Here is a 22,095-nt window from a genome sequence, read left to right on the forward strand (position 1 = left end):
CACTATCGCCAGCCGTGCAGGTAAGGCCCGCCTGAAGAGCAAAGTGTGCGAGCCAGGGAGGGCGAGCCCAGTCCGCAGGGATGCGGGACTCCTTTGCGATCAGGCCGGCTTTTCCTGCACGACGCACCATACTTCCTGCACGACACACCGGCTTTTCAAACCCTTCCTGCCTCCTCACCCAGACCTGCCTGAACCTGATTCCAGACCCGCTCCCGCAAAACGCCGCACTATCGCCAGCCGTGCAGGAATGGCCTGCCTGAAGAGCAAAGTGTGCGAGCCAGGGAGGGCGAGCCCAGTCCGCAGGGATGCGGGATTCCTTTGCGATCAGGCAGGACTTTCCTGCACGACACACCGGCTCTTCAAACCCTTCCTGCCTTCTCACCCAGACCTGCCTGCACCTGATTCCAGGCCCCCTCCGCAAAACGCCGCACTATTGCCAGCCGTGCAGGAATGGCCTGCCTGAAGAGCAAAGTGTGCGAGCCAGGGAGGGCGAGCCCAGTCCGCAGGGATGCGGGATTCCTTTGCGATCAGGCAGGCCTTTCCTGCACGACGCACCGTACTTCCTGCACAAGGCTCCCGACTTCCTGCACATCGCACCGGCTCACCGTCCCATCACCCCGCACCTGCAAATCCGCCCGATAAAACCGCACGACCTCACCCACCACCAGCAGCGACGGCGAAACCGGCTTCTCCTGCGCTACCGTCTCCGCCAGCCCACCCAGCGTGGTAATTAATACCCGCTGATCCGGCCGGGTTCCATTCTCAATAATTGCTACCGGCGTCGCCGCATCCCGTCCCTGTGCCTGCAACTGCGCACTGATCGACGCACTCCAGCTCAACCCCATATAAAACACCAGCGTCTGATTCACCGCCGACAGCGCGGCTGCATCGAGCTGCGGCTCGCCACTCCGGCCATGCCCGGTAATCAACCGCAGCGACTGCGCACAATCCCGATGCGTCAGCGGAATCCCGCAGGCCGCCGCACAGCCCACCGCCGCCGTAATCCCCGGCACGACCTCACAACGAATCCCGGCCTCCTGAAGACTCACCATCTCTTCGCCACCGCGACCAAAAATAAACGGGTCACCCCCCTTCAGCCGGATCACATCGCGCCCGCTGCGTGCCATATCCACCAGCAACTGATTGATCTGCGTCTGCTTCAACCCGTGCTGTCCCGGCTGCTTACCCACATCAATGGCCAGCGCACTCTCCGGCACCTCTGCCATTACCGCCTCACTCACCAGCCGGTCATATACCACCACTTCAGCCCGCTGCAGCAACCGCAACGCTTTCACCGTCAGCAACTCCACATCACCAGGGCCTGCGCCGACCAGCCACACAACACCCTGCGGCTTTGCCACACCGACCGGGGCCAGTAACTTGTCCAGAGAATCAATTGCTCGCGTCATCATTCCTCCACAACCACGTCGGACAGCAGCAACTTCTTCAGCTCCGGAATACAGGAGCCGCACTGCGTGCCACACTTCAGCTTCTCACCCAATGCCTGAGTGCTGCGACACCCCTGCGCTATCGCCTGCAAAATCGTCTGCTCACCCACCGCCATACAGCTACAGATAATCCGGCCCACCGCGCTGCGCTGCACCGACTGGCCCGCCAGCACGCTGTGCCGACCGGCAGCATCCTGCGGCGCATCCGCAAAGGCCGCCGCGACAAAGGCACTATCCAGCGATGGCAGCGTGCTACCGGCATAAAACGCCAGCTGTAACTCGCCGCTTCGCCATGCCAGCAGCCGGTAATCATTGCCGCTGCCAGTGGCGACCTGCAGGTCACAACCTGACAAATCAACCTGCCCGGCCAGCCACGCCTGCGGCGATCCCTCGCCTGCGACCGCATAACGCTGCACCGACGCATAGGGCGCACGCGACCAGTAACGCAATCCCGCCAGCTGCGTAACCCCGCGCTGCCACAACCAGCCCTGCCAGCTCACCGCCAGCGGCAGAATCCGCACCGGCGTCTGCTTCAGCGCAGGCTGCCCTGAAAACGGACAGGCGCGGGCGGCGACCAGCATATCGACGTGACTCTGCTGACTGAACTGCCGGTTCCAGTGCATCGGCACAAACAGCTCGCCGCGCCGCATCCCGGCATCAGCGCACACCCGCGCGCTAATCCAGCCCTGCATCGACTGCACCCGCGCCAGACCGCCCGCCGCGACGCCATACTGCACGGCGTCAGCGGGATGAAGCGACACAAACGGTTCATCACAGTGCTGCATCAGACGCGGCACCAGACCGGTGCGCGTCATGGTATGCCATTGATCGCGCACCCGACCGCTGTTCATCAATAGCGGATAAGCCGCATTAGGCGGAGTTAAAGCGGGCGTGGCCGGGACAAGCAGCCGGGCTTTGCCATCCGGGTGAAGAAAGCGGCGATTGCCAAATAACCGCGCACAGCCCTGCGGGAAATCACTGTTTACCGGCCACTGAACCGGACGCAGCCCATCCCATGCTGCCTGGCTCAACTGCGCCAGCCCGCTGATATCAAATGCCCGCTGACCACCGTTCTCAAAGCCCGACAGCGCCGCGTGCTCGCAGAAAATCTCCGACGGATGCTGCCAGTTGAATCCCTCACGAAACCCCAACCGCTGCGCAACCTGCGCCAGCAGCCACCAGTCAGGCCGGGTATCACCCGGGGCGGCGACAAAGGCGCGCTGCCGCGAAATACGTCGCTCAGAATTGGTGACCGTGCCGTTCTTCTCGCCCCAGCCCTGGGCGGGCAGCAGAATATCGGCAAAAGCGCTGGTATCGGTCTGCGCCATCACATCCGAGACAATGACCAGCGGACAGGCCGCCAGCGCCTGCGCCACACGATTGCCCTCCGGCATCGATACCGCCGGGTTGGTGCCCATAATCCACACCGCCTTCACCTCGCCTTCCGCAATTGCCCTGAAGAGATCCAGCGCCATCAACCCCGGCTGGCGGGCCATCGACGGGCTGCGCCAGAAACGCTGCACCCGATCGCAATCTTCGTCAGTAAAACTCATGTGCGCTGCCAGCTGGTTCGCCAGACCACCCACTTCGCGCCCACCCATGGCATTGGGTTGTCCGGTCAGTGAAAAAGGCCCGCAGCCCGCACGGCCTATTTTGCCTGTTAGCAGATGCAGGTTAAGAATCGCCTGGTTATTGTCGCTGCCGGTGGCGGACTGATTTATCCCCATGCACCACAGCGTCAACACCCGATCGTGCTGGCTGACCAGCCGGAAAAAGTGCGTCACCTGCTGTTCCGTTAAATCACAGGTCTCTGCTACCCGCGCGACATCCCACTGCGCGGCGGCGGCCAGGGTTTCACTCACGCCATTCAGGTGCGGCAGCATACTGGCATCAAGGCCATCGTTCTGCACCAGCCAGTGCAACAGCCCGGAAAACAACGCCCCATCGCTGCCGGGCCGCAGCGGCAGATGCAGATCGGCCTGATCACAACTGGCCGTGCGACGTGGATCTATTACCACTGTGCGCATCGCCGGTCGCTGCTGCTTCGCCTGCATCAGCCGCTGCCAGACCACCGGATGTGCCCAGGCAGCATTAGACCCTACCAGCAAAACCAGATCGGCCTGCTCCAGATCCTCATAACAGCAGGGCACCGCGTCGGCCCCCAGCGCCCGCTTATAACCGACCACAGCTGATGCCATACAGAGCCGCGAATTAGTATCGATATTGGCGGCACCGATGTAGCCCTTCATCAGCTTATTGGCGACGTAGTAATCCTCGGTCAGCAACTGACCTGAACCGTAAAACGCCACCGCCTGCGGACCATGCTGATCGATCACCGCGCGTAATCCGGCCGCTGCCGCATCCAGCGCCGCATCCAGGCTGACCGGCTGGCCGTTAACCTGAGCGGTAAGAAGACGCCCCTGTGGCGTCAGCGTCTCGCCCAGCGCCGCGCCCTTAACGCACAACCGGCCTGCGTTAGCGGGATGGTGCGGATCGCCGATCACCGTTGCCTGATGATTGCCCTGCGGCGTGACGCAGACGCCACAGCCGACGCCGCAATAGGGACAGGTGCTGCTGTTCATGATGCCTGCGCCAGTGGATTTTGCGGGCGGTTTGCCAGCCAGATCTGCCCTTCTTCGAGCTTCACCGGCCAGCAGCGCAGCTGATGCTGCGGATTATCCAGACTCTGTCCGTCACGCAGCCGCACCCGCTGCTTGTAGAGCGGAGAGATCACCACCGGCTCGCCGCCGACATCGCCCAGAATCCCGCGCGACAGCACGCTGGCGTCGCTGCCGGGTTCACGATCCTCCAGCGCATAGAGCGCGTCGCCAAAGCGGAACAGCGCAACACGCTCGCTGCCGAGTCGCGCCCCGATCCCTGCTTCAGGCGGAATCGCTTCCAGTGCGCAGACGGCGCTCCACGGCTCGACGGGCAGCTGCAGCAGCGGGCGCGCAGCCACGGCTTCAGGCTGCCGCTGACCGCGTACCCGGCTGTAGTGCAGAGTTTCATCGGGCTGATCGCTGTTGATCGTTGGCGTAAACAGCGCGAGCCGCGACGGGTCCGCCAGCGTGGTCTGCCACTCACACTGCCAGGCGTCAACCACCCGCTGCATCTCCTGCTCCAGCGTCTCGCCCAGCCCAAGGCTGTCTTCAATCACCACCTGCCGCAGGTAATCGAGACCGCCTTCCAGATTATCCAGCCAGACGCTGGTGCGCTGCAGGCGATTAGCCGTACGGATATAGAACATCAGCAGGCGATCGACATAGCGCAGCAGCGTGGCGTCGTCGAGGTCGCTGGCGAACAGGTCGGCATGGCGCGGCTTCATGCCGCCATTGCCGCAGACATAGAGGTTCCAGCCCTTTTCGGTGGCGATCACGCCGATGTCTTTGCTCTGCGCTTCCGCACACTCGCGGGTACAGCCTGAAACTGCCATCTTGATCTTATGCGGGGCGCGAAGTCCCTTGTAACGGTTCTCCAGCGCGATGGCGAAGGCGGTCGAATCCTGCACGCCGTAGCGGCACCAGGTCGATCCGACACAGGACTTCACGGTGCGCAGCGATTTACCGTAGGCGTGGCCGGTTTCAAAACCGGCCTCAAGCAGCGTCTGCCAGATAGCGGGCAGCTGATCAAGGCGCGCGCCAAACAGGTCGATACGCTGCCCGCCGGTGATTTTGGTGTAGAGGTCATAACGCGCCGCCACTTCACCGATGGCGATCAGCCCCTGTGGCGTGATTTCGCCTGCCGGGACACGCGGCACCACCGAATAGGTGCCATCTTTCTGGATGTTGGCGAAGTAGCGGTCGTTGGTATCCTGTAGCGGCAGGTGCGCCGGTTTCAGCAGATAGTCGTTCCAGCATGAGGCAAGAATCGACCCCACCAGCGGCTTGCACACTTCACAGCCCTGACCCTTGCCGTGTGAGGCCAGCAGCGCATCAAAGGTTCTGAACTCACCGGCCCGTACCAGGTGATAAAGCTCCTGGCGTGAATAACTGAAGTGGTCGCAGACATCTTTTTTCACCTCGACGCCGAGATTTTCCAGCTGAAACTCCATCACCTGTTTCACCAGGGCCGCACAGCCGCCGCAACCGGTGGCCGCTCTGGTGCAGCTTTTGATGCTGCTCATCTCACTGCATCCGTCTTTCACCGCCGCGCAGATATCGCCCTTGCTGACGTTGTGACAGGAGCAGACCTGGGCGCTGTCGGGCAACGCCGCGACGCCTGGTGCTTTCGGCGCCCCGGCCAGCGCAGGCAGGATCAGGCTCTCCGGCGCGGCAGGCAAGGGTAAAGCGTTGAGCATCATCTGCAGCAGCGTGGCGTAATCGCTGCTGTCCCCGACCAGCACGCCGCCCAGCAGTCGGGTGCCCTCCGCAGAGACCACGATTTTCTTGTAAATGCCTTTTGGCCCGTCGGTCCAGTGATAGTGCTGACTGCCCGCCGTGCGGCCATGGGCATCACCAAATGAGGCCACCTCCACGCCCAGCAATTTCAGCTTAGTGCTCATGTCCGCGCCGCTGAAGGCAGCTGGTTCAGCCGCCAGATGCCCGGCGAGCACCCGCGCCATCTGATAGCCCGGCGCGACCAGGCCAAAGATCTGGCCGTTCCACAGCGCGCATTCACCAATGGCAAACACGTCGTCATCACTGGTCTGACAGCGATCGTTAATCTCAATGCCGCCGCGCGGCCCGAGCGTCAGGCCCGCCTCGCGCGCCAGCTCATCGCGCGGACGGATACCGGCGGAGAACAGCACCAGATCGCCGGGTAAATGGCTGCCGTCGGCAAAGCGCAGCACCACGCTGCCGTCGGGCTGCTGCTCAATCAGCTCGGTCTGTTTTGAGGTATGAACCGTCACGCCTAGCGCATCGATCTTCTGGCGCAGCATCAGCGCCCCGCCCTCATCGAGCTGCACCGCCATCAGGCGCGGCGCGAACTCCACGACGTGCGTCTCCAGCCCGAGCTGCCGCAGCGCATTCGCCGCCTCCAGACCCAGCAGGCCGCCGCCAATCACGATACCGCGCTGGCTATGACGGGCGCAGGCGGCAATGGCATCCAGGTCGTCCAGCGTGCGATAGACAAAGCAGCGTTCGCCATCGTGGCCCGGCACCGGCGGGACAAAAGCACGAGAGCCGGTCGCCAGCACCAGCTTATCCCACGCCAGTTCACTGCCCGTGCTGTCACGCAGGCTGCGCTGCTGGCGATCGATTTCCCTGACCGTGCAGCCGCTGCGCAGTTCGATACCGTGCAGGGCAAAGAAGTCCGCGCCGACCAGCGACAGATCGCCGGCCGTTTTACCGTTGAAATAGTCCGACAGATGCACCCGATCGTAAGCCTGCTGACGCTCCTCGCCGTAAACCTCGATGTGATAATGCTGATGCATTTCCCGGGCAACCAGCTGTTCAAGAAAGTGGTGACTGACCATGCCGTGACCAATCACGGCTAAAACCGGTTTACTCATCTCAGGACTCTCTGCAGCCTGTGGCTGCGGTTCAGGTTGATCGTGATCGAACAGGGCATTGAGCGTGACAGGTTCGGCGCGCTGCAGACGCTCAAGCAATGCGGGGCCCTGACGGGTGTCGCCAAAGAGCAGTACGCCACAGAGGCGGCCCTGACGGATAAAAAGACGGCGGTAGTCGCCGGAGAGCGGATCAAAACTGCTGATGGAGGGTGCCTCACTGACGTCGCCAGCGCTGAACAGCGAAATGCCGCTGACTTTGAGCCGCGTCGCCAGCGGTTCACTGACGAAATCCGCCAGCGGCGATCCCGCCAGCTGCGCCGCCAGAATCTGTGCCTGCGCCAGGCAGGGCGCGACCAGGCCAAAGGTTTCGCCCGCGATTTCGCAGCACTCGCCCACGGCGTAAACATCGGGAATGCCGCTCCGCAGCTGGCCATCGACCATAATGCCGCGCTGACACGGTAGCCCTGCCGCCTGCGCCAGCGTCACCTCTGGCTGAACACCGATGGCAATCACCACCTGCGTGGCGACGCAGTGACGCCCGCAGGTCAGCGTTACGCCCGCCTCGTCTATCGCCGACAGTCCGCTGTTGAGTTCGCAGCGAATGCCGCGCCGTACTAATGCCGTCAGCAACAGCTCGCCCGCTTTTGCATCCAGCTGGCGATCCAGCAGCCAGGGTTTGTGATGGACCAGTGTGACCTCACGGCCACGCGCGCGGAGTGCCGCCGCCGCTTCAACGCCGAGAAAGCCGCCACCCAGCACCACCACCGGTCCCAGGCCCGCCAGCAGTTGCCGGACATCGGCGATACTGCGAAAACCCATTACGCACTCTGCGTCAATGCCGGGAATCGCGGGCAGACGGGGCTGTGAACCAGTGGCGAACACCAGCCGATCCCAGCCGAGCTGGCGCTGATCGGTCTGCACCGTACGCGCGGCCAGATCGACATGCTGCACGGTTTCACCGGTCAGCAGCGTGACGCCGTGCCACTGATACCAGTCGCGATCGTGGATCAGGGTGTCACCAAAGGACTTTTCACCGGCCAGCACCGGCGACAGCAGCACGCGGTTGTAGTTGCCGTGCGGCTCGCGGCCAATGACCGTAATGGCGTAACGCTGCGGCGCGAGCTGCAGCAGGCTCTCCACCATCTGCATCCCGGCCATGCCATTACCTATCACCAGCAACCGTTGCCTCATGGTCTGCTCCTTATGCGGCAGTGGTCTGTTTTTCATAGAGAAAATGCAGCACTTTCTGGCGCAACTGGTGATAGCGCGGCTCGTCCGCCAGCGCCACCCGCGAGCGCGGACGCGGCAGATCGACCGTGAGGATTTCGCCGACCTGCGCTGCCGGGCCGTTGGTCATCATCAGCACCCGATCGGAGAGCAGCACCGCTTCATCCACGTCATGGGTGATCAGGACAATGGTGGTGTTCAGCTCCTGCTGAATGCGCATCACGCTGTCCTGCAGGTGGGCGCGGGTTAAGGCATCCAGCGCGCCGAATGGCTCATCCAGCAGCAGCACGCGCGGCTTCATTGCCAGCGCCCGGGCAATGCCGACGCGCTGCTTCATGCCGCCGGAGATTTCGCCAGGCCGTTTGTGCATGGCGTGACTCATCTGCACCCGATTAAGGTTGTGCTCGATCCAGTCGCGCATCTCCGCTTTGCTGAAGCGCCCTTTAAACACCTGCTGCACCGCCAGTTCGACGTTCTGAAACGCCGTCAGCCACGGCAGCAGCGAATGGTTCTGAAACACCACCGCACGCTCGGGACCCGGTCCGGTGATTTCACGGTTATCGCACAGCAGCACGCCGCTGCTGGGACGGGTTAATCCGGCAATCAGGTTCAGCAGCGTCGATTTGCCGCAGCCGGAGTGGCCGATCAGGCTCAGGGTTTCCCCTTCGTGGATATCAAAACTGACGTTGTCCAGCGCCAGAAACTCGCCGCTGGCTGTGTTGAAACGCTGGCTCACCTGCTGAACGCGAATAATGTGTTGCATGGTGTTCTCCTTATTTTTCCCAGCTGAAACGACGGACCAGCAGCATCAGCGCCTGCTCCAGCAGCAGCCCGACGACGCCGATAATCAGAATGGCGATCAGAATGTTTGCCACGTTGAGGTTGTTCCACTCGTTCCAGATCCAGAAGCCAATGCCCAGCCCGCCGGTCAGCATTTCGGCGGCGACAATCACCAGCCAGGCAATGCCGATAGAGAGACGCACCCCGGTGAGCACCGCAGGCAGCACGGCGGGCAGCAGAATCCGGCGCATCACCGTCCATTCAGAGAGCTGTAGCACCCGCGCCACGTTGAGGTAATCCTGTGGGATGCGCTGCACCCCTTCGGCGGTGTTGATGATCATCGGCCAGATGGAACAGATGAAAATGGTCCAGCTGGCGGCAGGCTCGGCGCGCTGGAACAGCAGCAGTCCAATCGGTAGCCAGGCCAGCGGGCTGACCGGCCGCAGCAGGGCGATAATCGGATTGAACATGCGCGACATAAAGGTGAAGCGCCCCAGCAGAAAACCGGCCGGGATGCCCACCAGCGCGGCAAGGCCAAAGCCGATGGCGACGCGCTGCAGCGAGGCCAGCACGTTCCAGCCGATGCCCTGGTCGTTAGGGCCATTGCTGTAGAACGGGTCAGCGAACAGCACCTGCGCGGCCTGCCAGGTGGCATACGGCGAGGGAAACGAGGGTTCGGACAGCGCCGCGAGCTGCCACACCAGCAACATCAGCAGCAGGCCGCCCGCGGCGGGAATGGCGCGCTGCAACAGCGGACGCAGCCGCGCCGGACGAACCGCGGCTTTCGGGGTGATCTGTAACGGAATAACGGTGGCACTGCCGGGGTTTTGCGCCGGCTGCGCCAGGGCGCGCGCGTCAGTTTTCATAGCAACCTCTCTTAACGTTTGATAGCGAAACTGGCGGCGTAGGCGGCAGGATTGCTGCCATCCCAGACTTTGCCGTCGATCAGGGTGCTGCTGCGCATCTCACTGGCGGGCAAGGCAATCTGCCCGACGGCGCTGGCGGCCTGTTTATAGATGTCGATGCGGTTGATCTGGCGAGCCACGGCGAGGTAATCGGGATCGCTGGCGAGCAGTCCCCAGCGTTTCATCTGGGTCAGGAACCACATGCCATCTGAGAGCCACGGAAAACTGACGTTGCCGTTGTCGAAGAAGCGCATCGGATGCGCGTCCTGCCACGACTGTCCCAGACCGTTCTCGTACTGACCAAGCATCCGTCCCTGCAGCGTCTCCACGTTGGTGTTGATCCAGGCGCGCCCGGCTAACACCTGCGCGGTTTCACGGCGGTTATCGTCTGAGGCATCGATCCAGCGCGCCGCCTCCAGCACCGCGGCAGTCAGCGCGCGGGCCGTATTGGGGTTCTCTTTCACCCACTGGGCGCGGGTGCCGAGCACTTTTTCCGGATGCTCTGGCCAGATCTGCTGGCTGGTGGCAGCGGTAAAGCCGATGTTGTCGCTGATAGCACGCTGGTTCCATGGCTCGCCGACGCAGTAGCCGCTCATGTTGCCAATCTTCATGTTCATCACCATCTGCGGCGGCGGCACGACCACGGTGCGCACATCGTCAAACGGATGAATGCCGGCATTGGCCAGCCAGTAGTAGAGCCACATGGCGTGCGTACCGGTAGGAAAGGTGTGGGCGAAGGTCAGACTGCCTTTCGGACTGCCATCAACGGCTTTTTTCAGGCTGGCCGCATCGGTAACGCCACGGGTTTTCAGCGGGTTCGACAGGGTAATCGCCTGGCCATTGTGATTGAGCGTCATCAGGTTCGCCATGTCGTGCTGCGGCCCGCCTACGCCAAGCTGCAGCGCGTAGATCATGCCGTAGAGCACATGGGCCGCGTCCAGCTCGCCGGAGGTCAGCTTGTCACGCATCGCCGCCCAGCTCGCCTCTTTGCTGACCTGCAATGTCAGGCCATACTTTTTGTCGAAGCCTTTTACCGACGCCATGACGACCGGCGCGCAGTCGGTGAGCGGGATAAAGCCGACCCGCACCTGCGCCTTTTCTGGCGCATCGGAACCTGCTGCCCAGACTGCATTGCGTAATCCCGGCACGATCCAGGCCGTACCCAGCGCCGCACCGGAGATCAGCGCCTGACGTCGTGTCAGTGAAAATGGCGTTTTGCTCATCTTGTTGCCCCTGAACAGAAATAAAAAAAGGCGTCCTCCGACAAGCCGAAGCCTGCGGATGGACGCCTTTATCCAAAGCACTGACCCCACCGCCATTGGCGGGAGCAATGCATACTCTCTGTAGGGTTAAAGCAAAGGGCGTGCCAGATCGCTGAAGCCGCGTTAAAGCCGACGTGCGGTGATGCGCTGCTGGATAATTAACCTTTTTTGCACGTTTCTGACGCAGATCACGCACAAAGGTTGTGCAGCTACCTCGTCCGGGTTAGTTGCTCAGGGTCTTCGCGACGGCCAGCACCGCCTGCGCGATCTCCAGTACACGCTTATTCTGATTCATCGCACTTTTGCGCAGCGCCTGCCAGGCTGCCTCTTCGGTGAACCCCTGCTGCTGCATGAGCCAGTGTTTGGCCTGATCGATTACCCGTCGCTCGTCGAGTGAAGCGCGCATCGATGCCAGCTCATCCGCCTGCTGCTGCAGACGCTGTGACTGTTCACCAATCAGCGACAGCACCGAGCGCCCGAGCTGCGGGGCCAGCCCGTCACTGCTGAGCGTTGACGCGCCGGGCAGCCAGTCAGCCCCGCAGACGTAGAGCGAGAAGTTGCTGTCACCCTGCATGACCGGCGATGCCGCCTGTTGCTGCGCCTGCTCAATCGCCTCACGACAGCGCTGCATCAGCGTGGCCGTCAGGGCATCCTCCAGCGTTTTCATCTGATCCAGCCGCTCGGAGAGCAGGGAAAACCACTCCAGCGCGCCGGTTTCATCATACTGGCTACCGGTGCAGGCGATGCGCCGCAGCCGTTCGATATCCCGGCTGGCGTGAGACAGCGGCTGCCAGTTTTCACAGGCGGCGCTGTCGGCAAACTCCCGGAAGGTGGTAAAGCTCTGCTCCTGAGCCGCAATCAGCGCCACCATCTGGCTGCGCTGCTCAGGCGTGAAGTGCCGCGCCGCGAAGCCAGCTGAGCCGATGGCCCGCTCCTGTCCTGCCAGCTCTTTGCCCTGCATAAAACTGAACAGCGCGATCAGTGCACGCGAGATATCGGGATCGCTGGCGGTGTCGGCTGCCTCGAAAACCAGATTAAGTAAGGTACGAATGACCTGATTAAACGCCGCCATCGCCGCAGCCTGATCCCGCTCATGCAGGCTGATTTGCTGACGCAGCAGCGGTAATCCCGCCAGCGACTGCAGGGCAGCCGCAATGAGGTTGCAGAAACGACTGAAACCGGGTTGTGCGGTGGCGTGCGGCAGCGCCTGATAAAAATGGTGCAGGCCGGCGCTGACCTCCTGCTGACGAGCGTGACGCTCGGCGCTGAACAGCGCGCCACCGGAGCAGATCCAGAGATTGTTTGCACCGCGTTCCCGCTGCAGCTGGTGAACCAGCTCACTGACGGCGGCCATCAGCTCGCCGGTCTCAAGCAGCCGTTGCAGGCTGGCAATATCGCTGTCACGCGATGCCTGCAGCCAGATCAGGGCATCCATGGTTCACCTCTCCGCCGTTAAAACTATTCTAAAGCAAAAGACGTGCCGCTTTCCGGAAAAAAGGCGGGCATATCCGGCGAGTAAATTCTGATTTTGATAAGATTCTTTGAGTGAAGAGATAAATTTTATCGGTAACGAACAATTAGAAATTCTTAATAATTTCCAATTGGATTCATTGCATGTCAGAATGCGCGGCAATGTTCTTAACCAGTTTGTCCCTGCGATAATTCAGTTCGCTTTAACTATCACATTGTCTGGCGCTTTTCTTCTATCGCAGCCCGCCCCCAAAGCGCCTGCTATCACGCATCGCCAGCAGGTGCAATGGTTTGAATTCTCAAAAGTCTTAGGTAGACTAAACGCGTAACTATCCTGATGTAATCTGAACTTTTTTTAAAAAACAGACTTTCGGCACGATGCGGCGCGAAAAACAGCGTCTCCTGCATCGGGCCTGGCAATATGCAGATACTTTGATGAGATCACGAGGAACATGGTGAAAAAGAGTCTTGCGTTAACGCTGCTGGCGGTGCTTACCCTGGCAGGCTGTAAGGCCCCGCCGCCGCCCGTCACTGACGATACGCTGGTCACCAGCGAAATTAACGGCGTCAAACTGGTCCATCGACATGCTGTCGCGGCACCGACTGAATTTGAGCCGGTCAACCAGACCTGGCGGGCGCTCTATGGTGCCTCGGTAATGACCTCGCCGGATTACGGCGGCAAAGTCGTACGCTATCTCGAAACGGGTAAACCGTTTGAAGTATTAGGTAATGTGGAGCACAGCTGGCTGGCGATTGCTGACCAGGCTGATGGCCCGTTAATTGGTTATGTACCGTTAAAAGCGGGCGTAGAGAGCAGTCGTTATGATGCCACGCTGCAGAGTGATCGTCCCCGTCCGCGAAAAGCGAAACAAGTCTGTGTGGCCGTCGGCGGCGCGAGTAAAGCCTGTCGGACTAACGATACCGCGACCTGGATCTTAGACTGAATATGAAATCCGGCGCATATTGCCCGCAGCACCGTCCTGTGCTGCGGGTACAGGGATTTGCCATTGGCTGGAAGATCACGAATTAATGACTGTGGAATCCCCTGCGCGTGAGGCGACCCCCTCAGGCAATGAGAATCTATTACTTCAGGCTGCGGCGCCACTGCTGAATGCGGTGGTGCAAATTCGTCGGGCAGCCACCCATGACGACCCTGCGGGTTTGCGCCAGTCTCTGATCGATGAAATCCGCCAGTTTGAACAACGCTGTAAACAGGCAGGGCTGCCGTTTGAGATGATTATCGGCGCGCGTTACTGCATCTGCAGCGCGCTGGACGAAGCCGCAGCGCAAACCCCCTGGGGCACGCGTGGCGTCTGGTCGGGCAACGGCATGCTGGTGACCTTTCACAATGAAAGCTGGGGTGGCGAGAAATTCTTTCAGCTGCTGTCACGCATTTCACAAAGCCCGCAACAACACCTCTGGCTGCTGGAAGTGGTGCAATATTGCCTGCTACTGGGCTATGAAGGCCGCTATCGCGGCAGTGAAAATGGCCGCGCCCAGTGCGACGGTATCCGTAAGCGCCTGAAAAGCCTGATTGACGAGACGCGCGCCCAGCGCCAGATGCCGCACCCCCCGCTGGTCGAGGTGCATCCGCTGGTCAGTACCCTCGCCCGCCCGATGGTGCCGCTCTGGGCCTGCGCCATGCTGGTCGCGCTCATCGGCTGCCTGATCTACAGCGGCCTGAACTGGCGGCTCGGCAACGCTGCTGAACCGCTGCTGCGCACCATCTATCAGACCCCGCTGCCGCAGATTACTGCGGGCCGCCGTCCCTCTTCTCCGCAGGCGCTGCTCGATCTGCATCAGCGACTGAACGATGTGATCGCTGCAGGACAGCTCGAAGTCAGCGATGGTGCATTTGGCAGTAAAGTGATTATTCCCGCGGACAAACTGTTTGCCGAGCAAGGCACGGTGATCAACCCGGTGGGCCGCGCGCTGCTCGCCCGCGTCTCAACCGCGATGAAAGATGTCAAAGGCACCATTCTGGTGTCCGTGTTTACCGACGATCATCCGGTGGATAACAGCCGTTTTGCCTCCAGCTATGAGTTCTCCTTCGCCCGCGCCCGTGCCATCACCCAGCTGTTGCAGCTGCAGCTGGAGGACGGTCATACGGTCCGCTCTGAAGGCCGCGGCGACAGCGACCCGCTGCTGCCCAACGACAGCAGCGAAAACCGGACCCGCAATCGCCGCGTTGAGATCACCCTGTTTGCCGCGCCTGAAACGCTCAGTAATCATCAAGGAGCACAATAATGCGCGCTTCCCTTCGCCTGCTGTTAACGCATCGCCTGCTGTGGAGTTTTATTGGTGTCACGGCGCTGAGCTGTCTGGTCTGGATGCTGGGCCCGTTCTGGACATGGGGCGAGTCGCGTCCTCTGGAACCGGTGCTCCCTCGCCAGCTCACCGTGAGCGCTCTCTATTTTCTCTGGATCCTGTTCCAGCTGATCCCGTCACTTTATCGTGCCTGGTTTAATAGCCACTTACTGACCCAGCTTCAGCTGGCGGGCAATGACGATCCGGCGGAACGTCAGATGACTGAGGAGCGGCTTAATCAGCGCTTCAGCGAAGCGGCGATGCAGCTGAAACGCACCCAGTTTGGCCGTCGTCACAGCGGCAATCTGCTCTCGCGCTTTAATGCCAATTATCTCTACCAGTTGCCCTGGTATCTGGTGATGGGGGCGCCCGGTGCCGGTAAAACCACCGCGCTGTTTAATGCGGGCCTCGATTTTCCGCTGACCGATACGCTGGGTAAACAGGCGATTCGTGGCGTCGGCGGCACCCGCAATTGCGACTGGTGGTTTACCGACAGCGCAGTGCTGATTGATACCGCGGGGCGTTATGCGCTGCAGGAGAGCCAGCGCGTGCGCGATGCCGCGGAGTGGCACAGTTTTATCAATCTGCTAAAACGCTATCGCACCCGCCAGCCGATTAACGGTGTCATCATGACCATCAGCGTGGCCGATCTGCTGAGCGATTCTGCCGAAGCACGTTTTGCCCAGGCCAGTGCGCTGCGCGAGCGCATGGCGGAACTGCATCAGCAAACGGGTATTCACTTCCCGGTCTATGTGATGGTCACCAAGACCGATTTGCTGAAAGGCTTCATGAGCTACTTTGGCAACATTGATAAAGCGCGGCGTGACGCTATATGGGGCTTTACGTTTAACCGTGAGACGGGCAAGCCGCATAAAGATGACTGGCATCATCATTTTGTCCAGCAGTTTCAACGGCTGGAAGAGCAGCTACAGCAGCAGCTGGCGGAGCAGATGACCCAGGAGCGCGATCTGAATGAGCGCGCTGAATGCTTTCTCTTCCCGCAGGAATTCGCCTCACTGCGCCCGCTGCTGAATGAGTATATGGATATCGTCTTTTCTGATCATCAGGATGCTGTTGCCTGGAGCCCGCGCGGCCTCTTCTTTACCAGCGGCACGCAGGAAGGCATGCCGTTTGATCGGGTAATGGGTGAACTGAGCCGTAAACTGCAGTTACGTCAGGCGGGCGAACATTCGATTGCCGCCTGGGACAGCGTTAACCGCAACAGTCCGATTCCCGGCAACAAAGGCCAGAGCTTCTTTATTCGTGATCTGCTGAGCGATCTGATCTTTAAAGAAAGCGGACTGGCGGGCAGTAATCGCCGCTGGGAATATCGCAATCAGCTGTTCCACTGGATTGGCTACGGCGTGCTGGCAGGCGCACTGCTGATTGCCTCCAGCCTGTGGAGCATCAGCTATTACCAGAATCAGCACTATCTTCAGCAGGTGGCCGCACGGGTGCCGGCCATTCGTGAGCAGAGTCAGCAGGTAATTCATCAGCCTGCTGATAATATTTTTGATCTGCTACCCTTTCTGAACAACCTGGTGAAGCTGCCGCTGTCAGAGCGATTTTCTCTCGATAATCCGCCGCTTGCTATGCGGGCTGGCTTATATCGCGGCAGTCAGGTCAGTGACGCCGCCTGGGTGCTTTATCAAAATGCGCTTAAGTCTTTGCTGCTGCCGCGCGTGGCGCAGCAGATCACTAACATTCTGCGCAACGATCCGGGTGATGATAACGCCTACAGCCGCAATGCGCTGCGCGCCTATCAGATGCTCTATCAGCCGCGCAATTACGATGGCGAATTTTTACGGGCCTGGCTGCTGCAAAACTTACAGCGCTCGCTGCCCGATACGGTCAGTGCCCGCGATCTGCAGCAGCTCGACTGGCACCTGAGCCAGCTGCTGGATCAGCAGATTCAGTCATCGCCTTATGCGCGTGACAATGCACTGATGATGCGCAAGCTGGCAGACAATCTTAAAATCGCGGGCCAGGCGGGCAGCGTGCTGGCGGCAGCACCGCTGCACCCGGCCGCGCGATCACACTCGCAAAGCGAGTAATGGTGAGGTGAAAATGGCTGCTTACACCGCCCCCGGCTGGTATGGCAAGCTGCCGTCGACCGGTGACTTTCTGCACCGCCGTCTGAGTGAGCAACAGATTAGCCCGTGGAATCACTGGTTCCAGCAGGGATTAATGCACTGGCATCAGCAGGCCTGGTCATACAGCGCGAACTTTCTTCACGCGCCGGTATGGAACTTTGTCCTGCCGGTGACTGCGACCCGGCCACACGTACAGATGGGCTGTCTGCTGCCCTCATGTGACCGCGTCGGGCGCGCCTGGCCGCTGCTGGCACTGCACAGCTTTCCGCTTGCGCAGTGGCATCCGGCTCAGCTGACCATCTCCGGTGACTGGTTTCAGGATCTGGGTGCGACCCTGTTACGGGCGGTTCAGACGCCACTGGACGGCGAGCAGTTAGAGCAGCAGATACAGGCGCTGCCGCCGCTGCTGGTGCCCGCCCGCAAGCCCTCTGAGATTATGGATGTGATCGGATTTCAGGATCTGCCCTGCACGCTGAGCTGGCGTGAAGTGGCCGAACGTTTCGACCCTCAGCAGCATATGAGCTACTGGTGGAGTAATCGCAGTGATGGTTTTGCCCATGCGACCCACAAGCACAGCGGCAACCTCACGGCGCAACTGTTTTCGTTACTGTTTAACCCGGCGGCAGGTGCACAGCCGGGACGTAATGGCCTCTATCCTCCGATGTTTGAGTGAGGCCGGATGCGTTTGCCGTTCAATCTGGGATAACTCATGCAATTTACCATCGTGCAATGCACTACGGATGTTCCGATCAGAAGCGTCGCGTTTCAACCGCCTGGCGGCACTATTGGCCGCAGTCAGGACAACGATCTGGTGCTGCCGGATGAGACGCGGGCTATTTCGCGCCTGCAGGCGCTGGTTCACCTGTCGCATGACGGGGAGTGCCGGCTGACTAACCAGGGCAGCGTTACGCCGGTCGAGCATAACGGCATTACGCTGGGTCGCGGCATACAGGTGCTGCTGAAGCACGGCGACGCATTGCGCATCGGTGATTATGCGCTGGAAGTGCGCGATCCTGCCTGCCAGAACGCGCAGAGCGATCCGCTGGCGCTGTTTGCGGGTGACAGCGCCCGGCCCGCGAATCCTTTGGGCATTCACGAACATCATGAGGTTGAGGATCGGCTGCTGGTCAACGACGTGCCGCCTTCACGTCATGAGCGTCACAGTGATGCGCGGCTGGCGATCGATCCGCAGGCCAGTGAGCCGCGCCGGGCGCTGGCGGCACAGCCAGTGGATCAGGATCGGCTGATCGCCGCCCTGCTGGACGGCATGGGGCTGAGCAACGGTCACGCCACGCCAGTTGACGAAGAGCAGATGCGCATTACCGGCCGGATGCTGAGCCTCTTTTCTCAGGGCACCGTGGCGCTGCTCTCATCACGTTCCATTCTCAAACGGGGCGTGAAAGCGGACATGACCATGATTCTGAATGAGGCCAACAATCCGTTCAAGATCCTGCCCTCCGGCAAAACCGTGCTGATGCAGATGTATCAGAGCCAGATGCCCGGATTTATGCCACCGGAACAGGCAGTGCGCGATGCGCTGGTCGATCTGCAGGCCCACCAGCTGGGCATGATTGCCGGAATTCGTGCCATTATTGCGGCGATGCTGCAATCCTTTAATCCGCAGCGGCTGGAAGAGCAGGCTCGCGCCGATGGCCTGGTGTCAAAACTGCCGTTTTCCACCGCGAAGAAAGCGGCGTTATGGGACTACTTTATGCGTAATTACCAGCGTACGGCCGGTGAGATCGAAGATGATTTCCATACGCTGTTTGGCGAAGCTTTCCTTCACGCCTATGACATGGAAGTGAATCAGTATAAAGATTCTCAGACGCGGGTGGACGACGCATGAAAATCGTTTTTGCCAGCCGCTGCCAGCAGGGACTACGCGATGAGAATCAGGATCGCACAGGTGCCGAGCTGGATGAGCGAAAAGCCTGTTTTGTGGTCTGCGATGGCGTGGCCGGGCTGCCCGGCGGCGAGATGGCGGCACAGCTGGTGCGCGACACTCTGCTGAGCCAGATACAGGCGCACACTGACTTTACGCCGGAAATCACCCACCAGGCGATCGAAAAGTGCCGCCTAGCGCTGCATGAGGCACAGGGTAAAAATCCGAAATATTCGCGCATGAGCACCACGCTGGCAGCCCTGTTTATTGACCGCCAGAAACAGCGTGCATGGTGGGCGCATGCCGGTGACAGCCGGGTTTACCACTTCCGGCGGGGCGTGCTTCACGAGGTGACCCGCGACCACAGTCTGGCCCAGCAGCTGAAAGAAGCGGGCTATGAAAATACCGGCATTAACAGTAATTTACTCTATAATGCGCTCGGCGCTGAGCCGCCTCGCTTAGTCAGCTTTTCGCAGGAGATTACGCTGGAGGATGGGGACGCTTTTCTGGTCTGCACCGATGGCTTCTGGCTGAATCTGACCAGTAGTGAAATGGAACAGGCGCTGCGCATGGTGAATGCCTGCGAAGAGTGGCTGGCTCTGATGGAACAGGCGGTGAGCCGCAACGTTAAGAAAGATAATCTTAGCGCACTGGCGGTCTGGATTGGTGAGCCGGAGGAGGCAACACTGCTCTACTCACTGGCTGATTCGGCGCGCTTTCTGCCGCCTCGTTTTTGATTCCAAGGATCCTTATGAAACTGTGGTTGCCCGGCATCATCACTCTGCTGATTGCCTTTAACGCCCAGGCTGAAAATTATCGTGTGGTCTATTCCCCCAGCCTGGCGCTGGAGGTTTATATCGATAATGTGGTGAGTAAAGCGCCTGACGACTGGTGTAAAGAGACGCTGCCGCTGCGTATCGTCTCTGGCAAAAGTAAGGATTCGTCCGTGCTGACCACCTTTTTACCGCGCGTGGGCACCCTGCTCGCGAATCAGTGCGGCTTACTGGACGAACTGCCCTGGCAGATGACCAATAAAGAGGGTGGCGTCCTGGCCAGCGGCAGCGGCAGCAAGTTGCAGAACTGGCGCCCGATTGTGATGGCGGATGCAACAGCCAGCGCCAGTGCCAGCAATGCCGCTCCGCTCGACCTGTCACGGCCCGCCAACAGCACGCCGCTGCAACATTTTGATCTTCCCAGCGGCTGCCATTTCCGCACCGCCTGGGATGAGAATGCGCAGACCCTGTTTATCCCGGATGTCAGCAAGCAGCAGTGCTCGCCTGACGGCTGGGCAGAAGGCAAAAGTGAACTGACGCTGGCGACAGCGAATCACCCGACGCTGGTTGCGGTCACCTTTTATCAGGGTTACCCCATCGCCAATCTGACTATTCCGGACAGCAAGCTGGAAGTCATTGCCGCAAATAATCAGCGCATGATTGTGACACGACCGGATACGCCGGATAGCTGGCTGGTGCTACCCTTTGATGCCCGGCAGCATGTCTGGCGCTTCAATGGTGCGCTGTTAATAAAGATGGATAAGAATGCTGCACAGCAGGATGCTGACGCTGTGAAATCGCGAGTCGATACATTGCGCAGCCAGTGGGCGCCCTATTTCATGCCACAGCAAAAAGTGAATGTGTTACTCATCGACACCCTGCACGCGGATCTGGTTGATCCTGCCATTGGTGCCTGGCGCAACATCAATTAATTACCGCGCAGCCTGACGACCAGGCCGTGTACAGAGAGTTCACTATGTCGGCAAATGATAATCCGAAAACTGTTCCGAATGCCCTGCCTGACGGATACCGTTTCAATGAATTTGAGATCAAGGAAGTGATCGGAGGCGGCGGCTTTGGCATCGTCTATCGTGCGTGGGATCACCAGCTTGAACGTACTATTGCCATCAAAGAGTATATGCCCGTGTCGCTGGCTGTCCGTGCCGCCGACTTAACGCTGGAGCTGCGCGGTGAACGTTTCCAGAAGCTGTTTAATGCCGGGCTGACCAGCTTTATTCAGGAAGCGCGTCTGCTGGCCCGCTTCAATCATCCTGGTCTGCTGCACGTACTGCGCTTCTGGGAGCAGAACGGCACGGCCTATATGGGCACGCTTTACTACAGCGGGATGACGCTGAAAGAGTGGCAGCTGACCAGCCCGGCCTCTATCTCTGAAGTCTGGATCCGCCGCCTGCTGCCGCCGCTGCTGGGCGCCATCAGCACCATCCATCAGGCTGGCTATCTGCATCGCGATATCTCGCTCGACAATATCCAGATTCAGGAAAACCAGCTGCCGGTGCTGCTGGACTTTGGCTCGGCGCGTAAAGAGATTGGCAACCTCTCTGACGAAACCGAAATCATGCTTAAACCTGGCTTTGCGCCGATTGAGCAGTACAGCGAAGAAGGTGAAGTCGAACAGGGACCGTGGACCGATATTTACGCGCTGGGCGCGGTGCTGCACAGTCTGATTACCGGTAATCCACCGCCAGTCAGTGTGGTGCGCTGTATTGAAGATAATTATCAGCCGCTGGTGGAACGTCAGCCAGAGGGCTACTCGCTGCCGCTGCTGCATGCCATTGACTGTGCGCTGGCCATGAAACCCGGCGATCGTCCGCAAACGATTGACGCCTTTGCGGCACTGATTGATCTGCCGGTCAGTGATGTGGAAGCCGTGGTAAACAGCTTCCCGGTGCCGGGCGAGCCGCCCGCGCTGCCGGTCGAGGAGCCGGTTGAAGTGGCCCCACCGGTGGTGATGGCGATGAATCACGCTGCGGCGTCAGCGGAGCCGGTAACGCCGCGCACGGTGCGCCGGCTGTCGCCAGGCTTGCTGGGGCTGGCTGCCGTGGCGCTTCTGGCCGTGGTCGTCACCGTCTGGCTGGCTAATCGCCACAGTGCCACACCGGATGTCCTTAACAATCCGGCAGCCGCGACGCAGGCACCCGCATCAGCTCCGCCGCCAGCCGCCGTGCCTGCTGCCCTGGCGACGGTTTATCTTAAGCTGGAAAGTGGTGAAAGCGTGGTGCTGAATGGACAGCCGGTTGAGGTTAAACCCGGCAGCAGCGGATTTGCCGCACTGAATCTGGCGGCAGGACAGTATAAAATAGACGTTAAAAATGGCAGCGAATTGCACACGCAATCCCTGACAATTGATAAGCCGGGCACCTGGCTGATTAATCCTGGCAACTAGCTGACCGGATTAACAGGTTACCCGGGGCTGCCAGCGGCGCAGACGATAAAGGGCGCGTCATAAGGACGCGCCCTTTTGCTATACCGGACGGG

Annotated in this window: 15 protein-coding genes; 8 read left to right on the top strand and 7 right to left on the bottom strand. The window is 60.4% G+C overall.

Annotated features, from left to right (window positions below):
* Positions 1-527 precede the first annotated feature (527 nt).
* The 7 genes from cobA to QSK07_RS15635 form a co-directional block, all read right to left on the bottom strand.
* Positions 528-1,409, bottom strand: coding sequence for a uroporphyrinogen-III C-methyltransferase (gene cobA / locus QSK07_RS15605; protein ID WP_285721904.1), 882 nt, complete (start codon positions 1,407-1,409; stop codon positions 528-530).
* Complete coding sequence (locus QSK07_RS15610; RefSeq protein WP_285721905.1) at positions 1,409-4,030, bottom strand: nitrate reductase; 2,622 nt, start codon at positions 4,028-4,030, stop codon at positions 1,409-1,411. Before QSK07_RS15610 ends, cobA begins: the two co-directional genes overlap by 1 nt.
* A complete protein-coding gene (gene nirB / locus QSK07_RS15615) occupies positions 4,027-8,091 on the bottom strand; it encodes a nitrite reductase large subunit NirB (RefSeq protein ID WP_285721906.1) in 4,065 nt (1,354 codons plus the stop codon). The genes QSK07_RS15610 and nirB overlap by 4 nt, the downstream gene beginning before the upstream one ends.
* A 10-nt stretch (positions 8,092-8,101) precedes the next feature.
* Positions 8,102-8,890, bottom strand: coding sequence for an ABC transporter ATP-binding protein (locus QSK07_RS15620; RefSeq protein ID WP_013357640.1), 789 nt, complete (start codon positions 8,888-8,890; stop codon positions 8,102-8,104).
* Positions 8,891-8,900: 10 nt separating this feature from the next.
* Positions 8,901-9,773, bottom strand: a complete 873-nt coding sequence (gene ntrB, locus QSK07_RS15625; protein ID WP_285721907.1) for a nitrate ABC transporter permease — start codon at positions 9,771-9,773, stop codon at positions 8,901-8,903.
* Positions 9,774-9,784: 11 nt separating this feature from the next.
* Entirely contained in the window at positions 9,785-11,035 is a 1,251-nt protein-coding gene (locus QSK07_RS15630; protein WP_285721908.1) for a CmpA/NrtA family ABC transporter substrate-binding protein, read from the bottom strand.
* A 262-nt stretch (positions 11,036-11,297) separates the two neighbouring features.
* Positions 11,298-12,509 carry a nitrate regulatory protein gene (locus QSK07_RS15635; RefSeq protein WP_285721909.1) on the bottom strand — a complete coding sequence of 404 codons (1,212 nt, stop codon included), beginning with the start codon at positions 12,507-12,509 and terminating at the stop codon, positions 11,298-11,300.
* Positions 12,510-12,996: 487 nt separating this feature from the next.
* On the opposite strand from QSK07_RS15635, the gene QSK07_RS15640 reads away from it, so the two are divergent.
* From QSK07_RS15640 to QSK07_RS15675, 8 genes are all read left to right on the top strand, one after another.
* On the top strand, positions 12,997-13,488 hold the full coding sequence (locus tag QSK07_RS15640) for a hypothetical protein (protein WP_013357636.1): 492 nt from the start codon (positions 12,997-12,999) through the stop codon (positions 13,486-13,488).
* A gap of 85 nt (positions 13,489-13,573) precedes the next feature.
* On the top strand, positions 13,574-14,791 hold the full coding sequence (gene icmH / locus QSK07_RS15645) for a type IVB secretion system protein IcmH/DotU (protein WP_275219584.1): 1,218 nt from the start codon (positions 13,574-13,576) through the stop codon (positions 14,789-14,791).
* Positions 14,791-16,905, top strand: coding sequence for a type VI secretion system membrane subunit TssM (gene tssM / locus QSK07_RS15650; RefSeq protein ID WP_285721910.1), 2,115 nt, complete (start codon positions 14,791-14,793; stop codon positions 16,903-16,905). Before icmH ends, tssM begins: the two co-directional genes overlap by 1 nt.
* A 13-nt stretch (positions 16,906-16,918) precedes the next feature.
* A complete protein-coding gene (tagF, locus tag QSK07_RS15655; RefSeq protein ID WP_013357633.1) occupies positions 16,919-17,617 on the top strand; it encodes a type VI secretion system-associated protein TagF in 699 nt (232 codons plus the stop codon).
* Between the two features lie 36 nt (positions 17,618-17,653).
* Positions 17,654-18,790, top strand: coding sequence for a type VI secretion system-associated FHA domain protein TagH (tagH, locus tag QSK07_RS15660; RefSeq protein WP_275219587.1), 1,137 nt, complete (start codon positions 17,654-17,656; stop codon positions 18,788-18,790).
* Entirely contained in the window at positions 18,787-19,563 is a 777-nt protein-coding gene (locus QSK07_RS15665) for a PP2C family protein-serine/threonine phosphatase (protein ID WP_285721911.1), read from the top strand. The genes tagH and QSK07_RS15665 overlap by 4 nt, the downstream gene beginning before the upstream one ends.
* 14 nt (positions 19,564-19,577) lie before the next feature.
* Complete coding sequence (locus QSK07_RS15670) at positions 19,578-20,531, top strand: hypothetical protein (protein WP_098050797.1); 954 nt, start codon at positions 19,578-19,580, stop codon at positions 20,529-20,531.
* Positions 20,532-20,575: 44 nt separating this feature from the next.
* Entirely contained in the window at positions 20,576-22,003 is a 1,428-nt protein-coding gene (locus QSK07_RS15675) for a serine/threonine protein kinase (RefSeq protein WP_285721912.1), read from the top strand.
* Positions 22,004-22,095 lie beyond the last annotated feature (92 nt).

Source organism: Pantoea sp. QMID4 (assembly GCF_030270445.1).
Classification (GTDB): Bacteria; Pseudomonadota; Gammaproteobacteria; order Enterobacterales; family Enterobacteriaceae; genus Pantoea; species Pantoea vagans.

Excerpts from the sequence above, each read along its gene's own strand:
- QSK07_RS15640 (WP_013357636.1), top strand. The coding sequence starts at position 12,997 with ATGGTGAAAAAGAGTCTTGCGTTAACGCTGCTGGCGGTGCTTACCCTG.
- QSK07_RS15630 (WP_285721908.1), bottom strand. The coding sequence starts at position 11,035 with ATGAGCAAAACGCCATTTTCACTGACACGACGTCAGGCGCTGATCTCC.
- QSK07_RS15610 (WP_285721905.1), bottom strand. The coding sequence starts at position 4,030 with ATGAACAGCAGCACCTGTCCCTATTGCGGCGTCGGCTGTGGCGTCTGC.
- tagH (WP_275219587.1), top strand. The coding sequence starts at position 17,654 with ATGCAATTTACCATCGTGCAATGCACTACGGATGTTCCGATCAGAAGC.
- tagF (WP_013357633.1), top strand. The coding sequence starts at position 16,919 with ATGGCTGCTTACACCGCCCCCGGCTGGTATGGCAAGCTGCCGTCGACC.
- nirB (WP_285721906.1), bottom strand. The coding sequence starts at position 8,091 with ATGAGGCAACGGTTGCTGGTGATAGGTAATGGCATGGCCGGGATGCAG.
- QSK07_RS15665 (WP_285721911.1), top strand. The coding sequence starts at position 18,787 with ATGAAAATCGTTTTTGCCAGCCGCTGCCAGCAGGGACTACGCGATGAG.
- QSK07_RS15675 (WP_285721912.1), top strand. The coding sequence starts at position 20,576 with ATGTCGGCAAATGATAATCCGAAAACTGTTCCGAATGCCCTGCCTGAC.
- tssM (WP_285721910.1), top strand. The coding sequence starts at position 14,791 with ATGCGCGCTTCCCTTCGCCTGCTGTTAACGCATCGCCTGCTGTGGAGT.
- QSK07_RS15635 (WP_285721909.1), bottom strand. The coding sequence starts at position 12,509 with ATGGATGCCCTGATCTGGCTGCAGGCATCGCGTGACAGCGATATTGCC.
- ntrB (WP_285721907.1), bottom strand. The coding sequence starts at position 9,773 with ATGAAAACTGACGCGCGCGCCCTGGCGCAGCCGGCGCAAAACCCCGGC.
- QSK07_RS15670 (WP_098050797.1), top strand. The coding sequence starts at position 19,578 with ATGAAACTGTGGTTGCCCGGCATCATCACTCTGCTGATTGCCTTTAAC.
- cobA (WP_285721904.1), bottom strand. The coding sequence starts at position 1,409 with ATGACGCGAGCAATTGATTCTCTGGACAAGTTACTGGCCCCGGTCGGT.
- QSK07_RS15620 (WP_013357640.1), bottom strand. The coding sequence starts at position 8,890 with ATGCAACACATTATTCGCGTTCAGCAGGTGAGCCAGCGTTTCAACACA.
- icmH (WP_275219584.1), top strand. The coding sequence starts at position 13,574 with ATGACTGTGGAATCCCCTGCGCGTGAGGCGACCCCCTCAGGCAATGAG.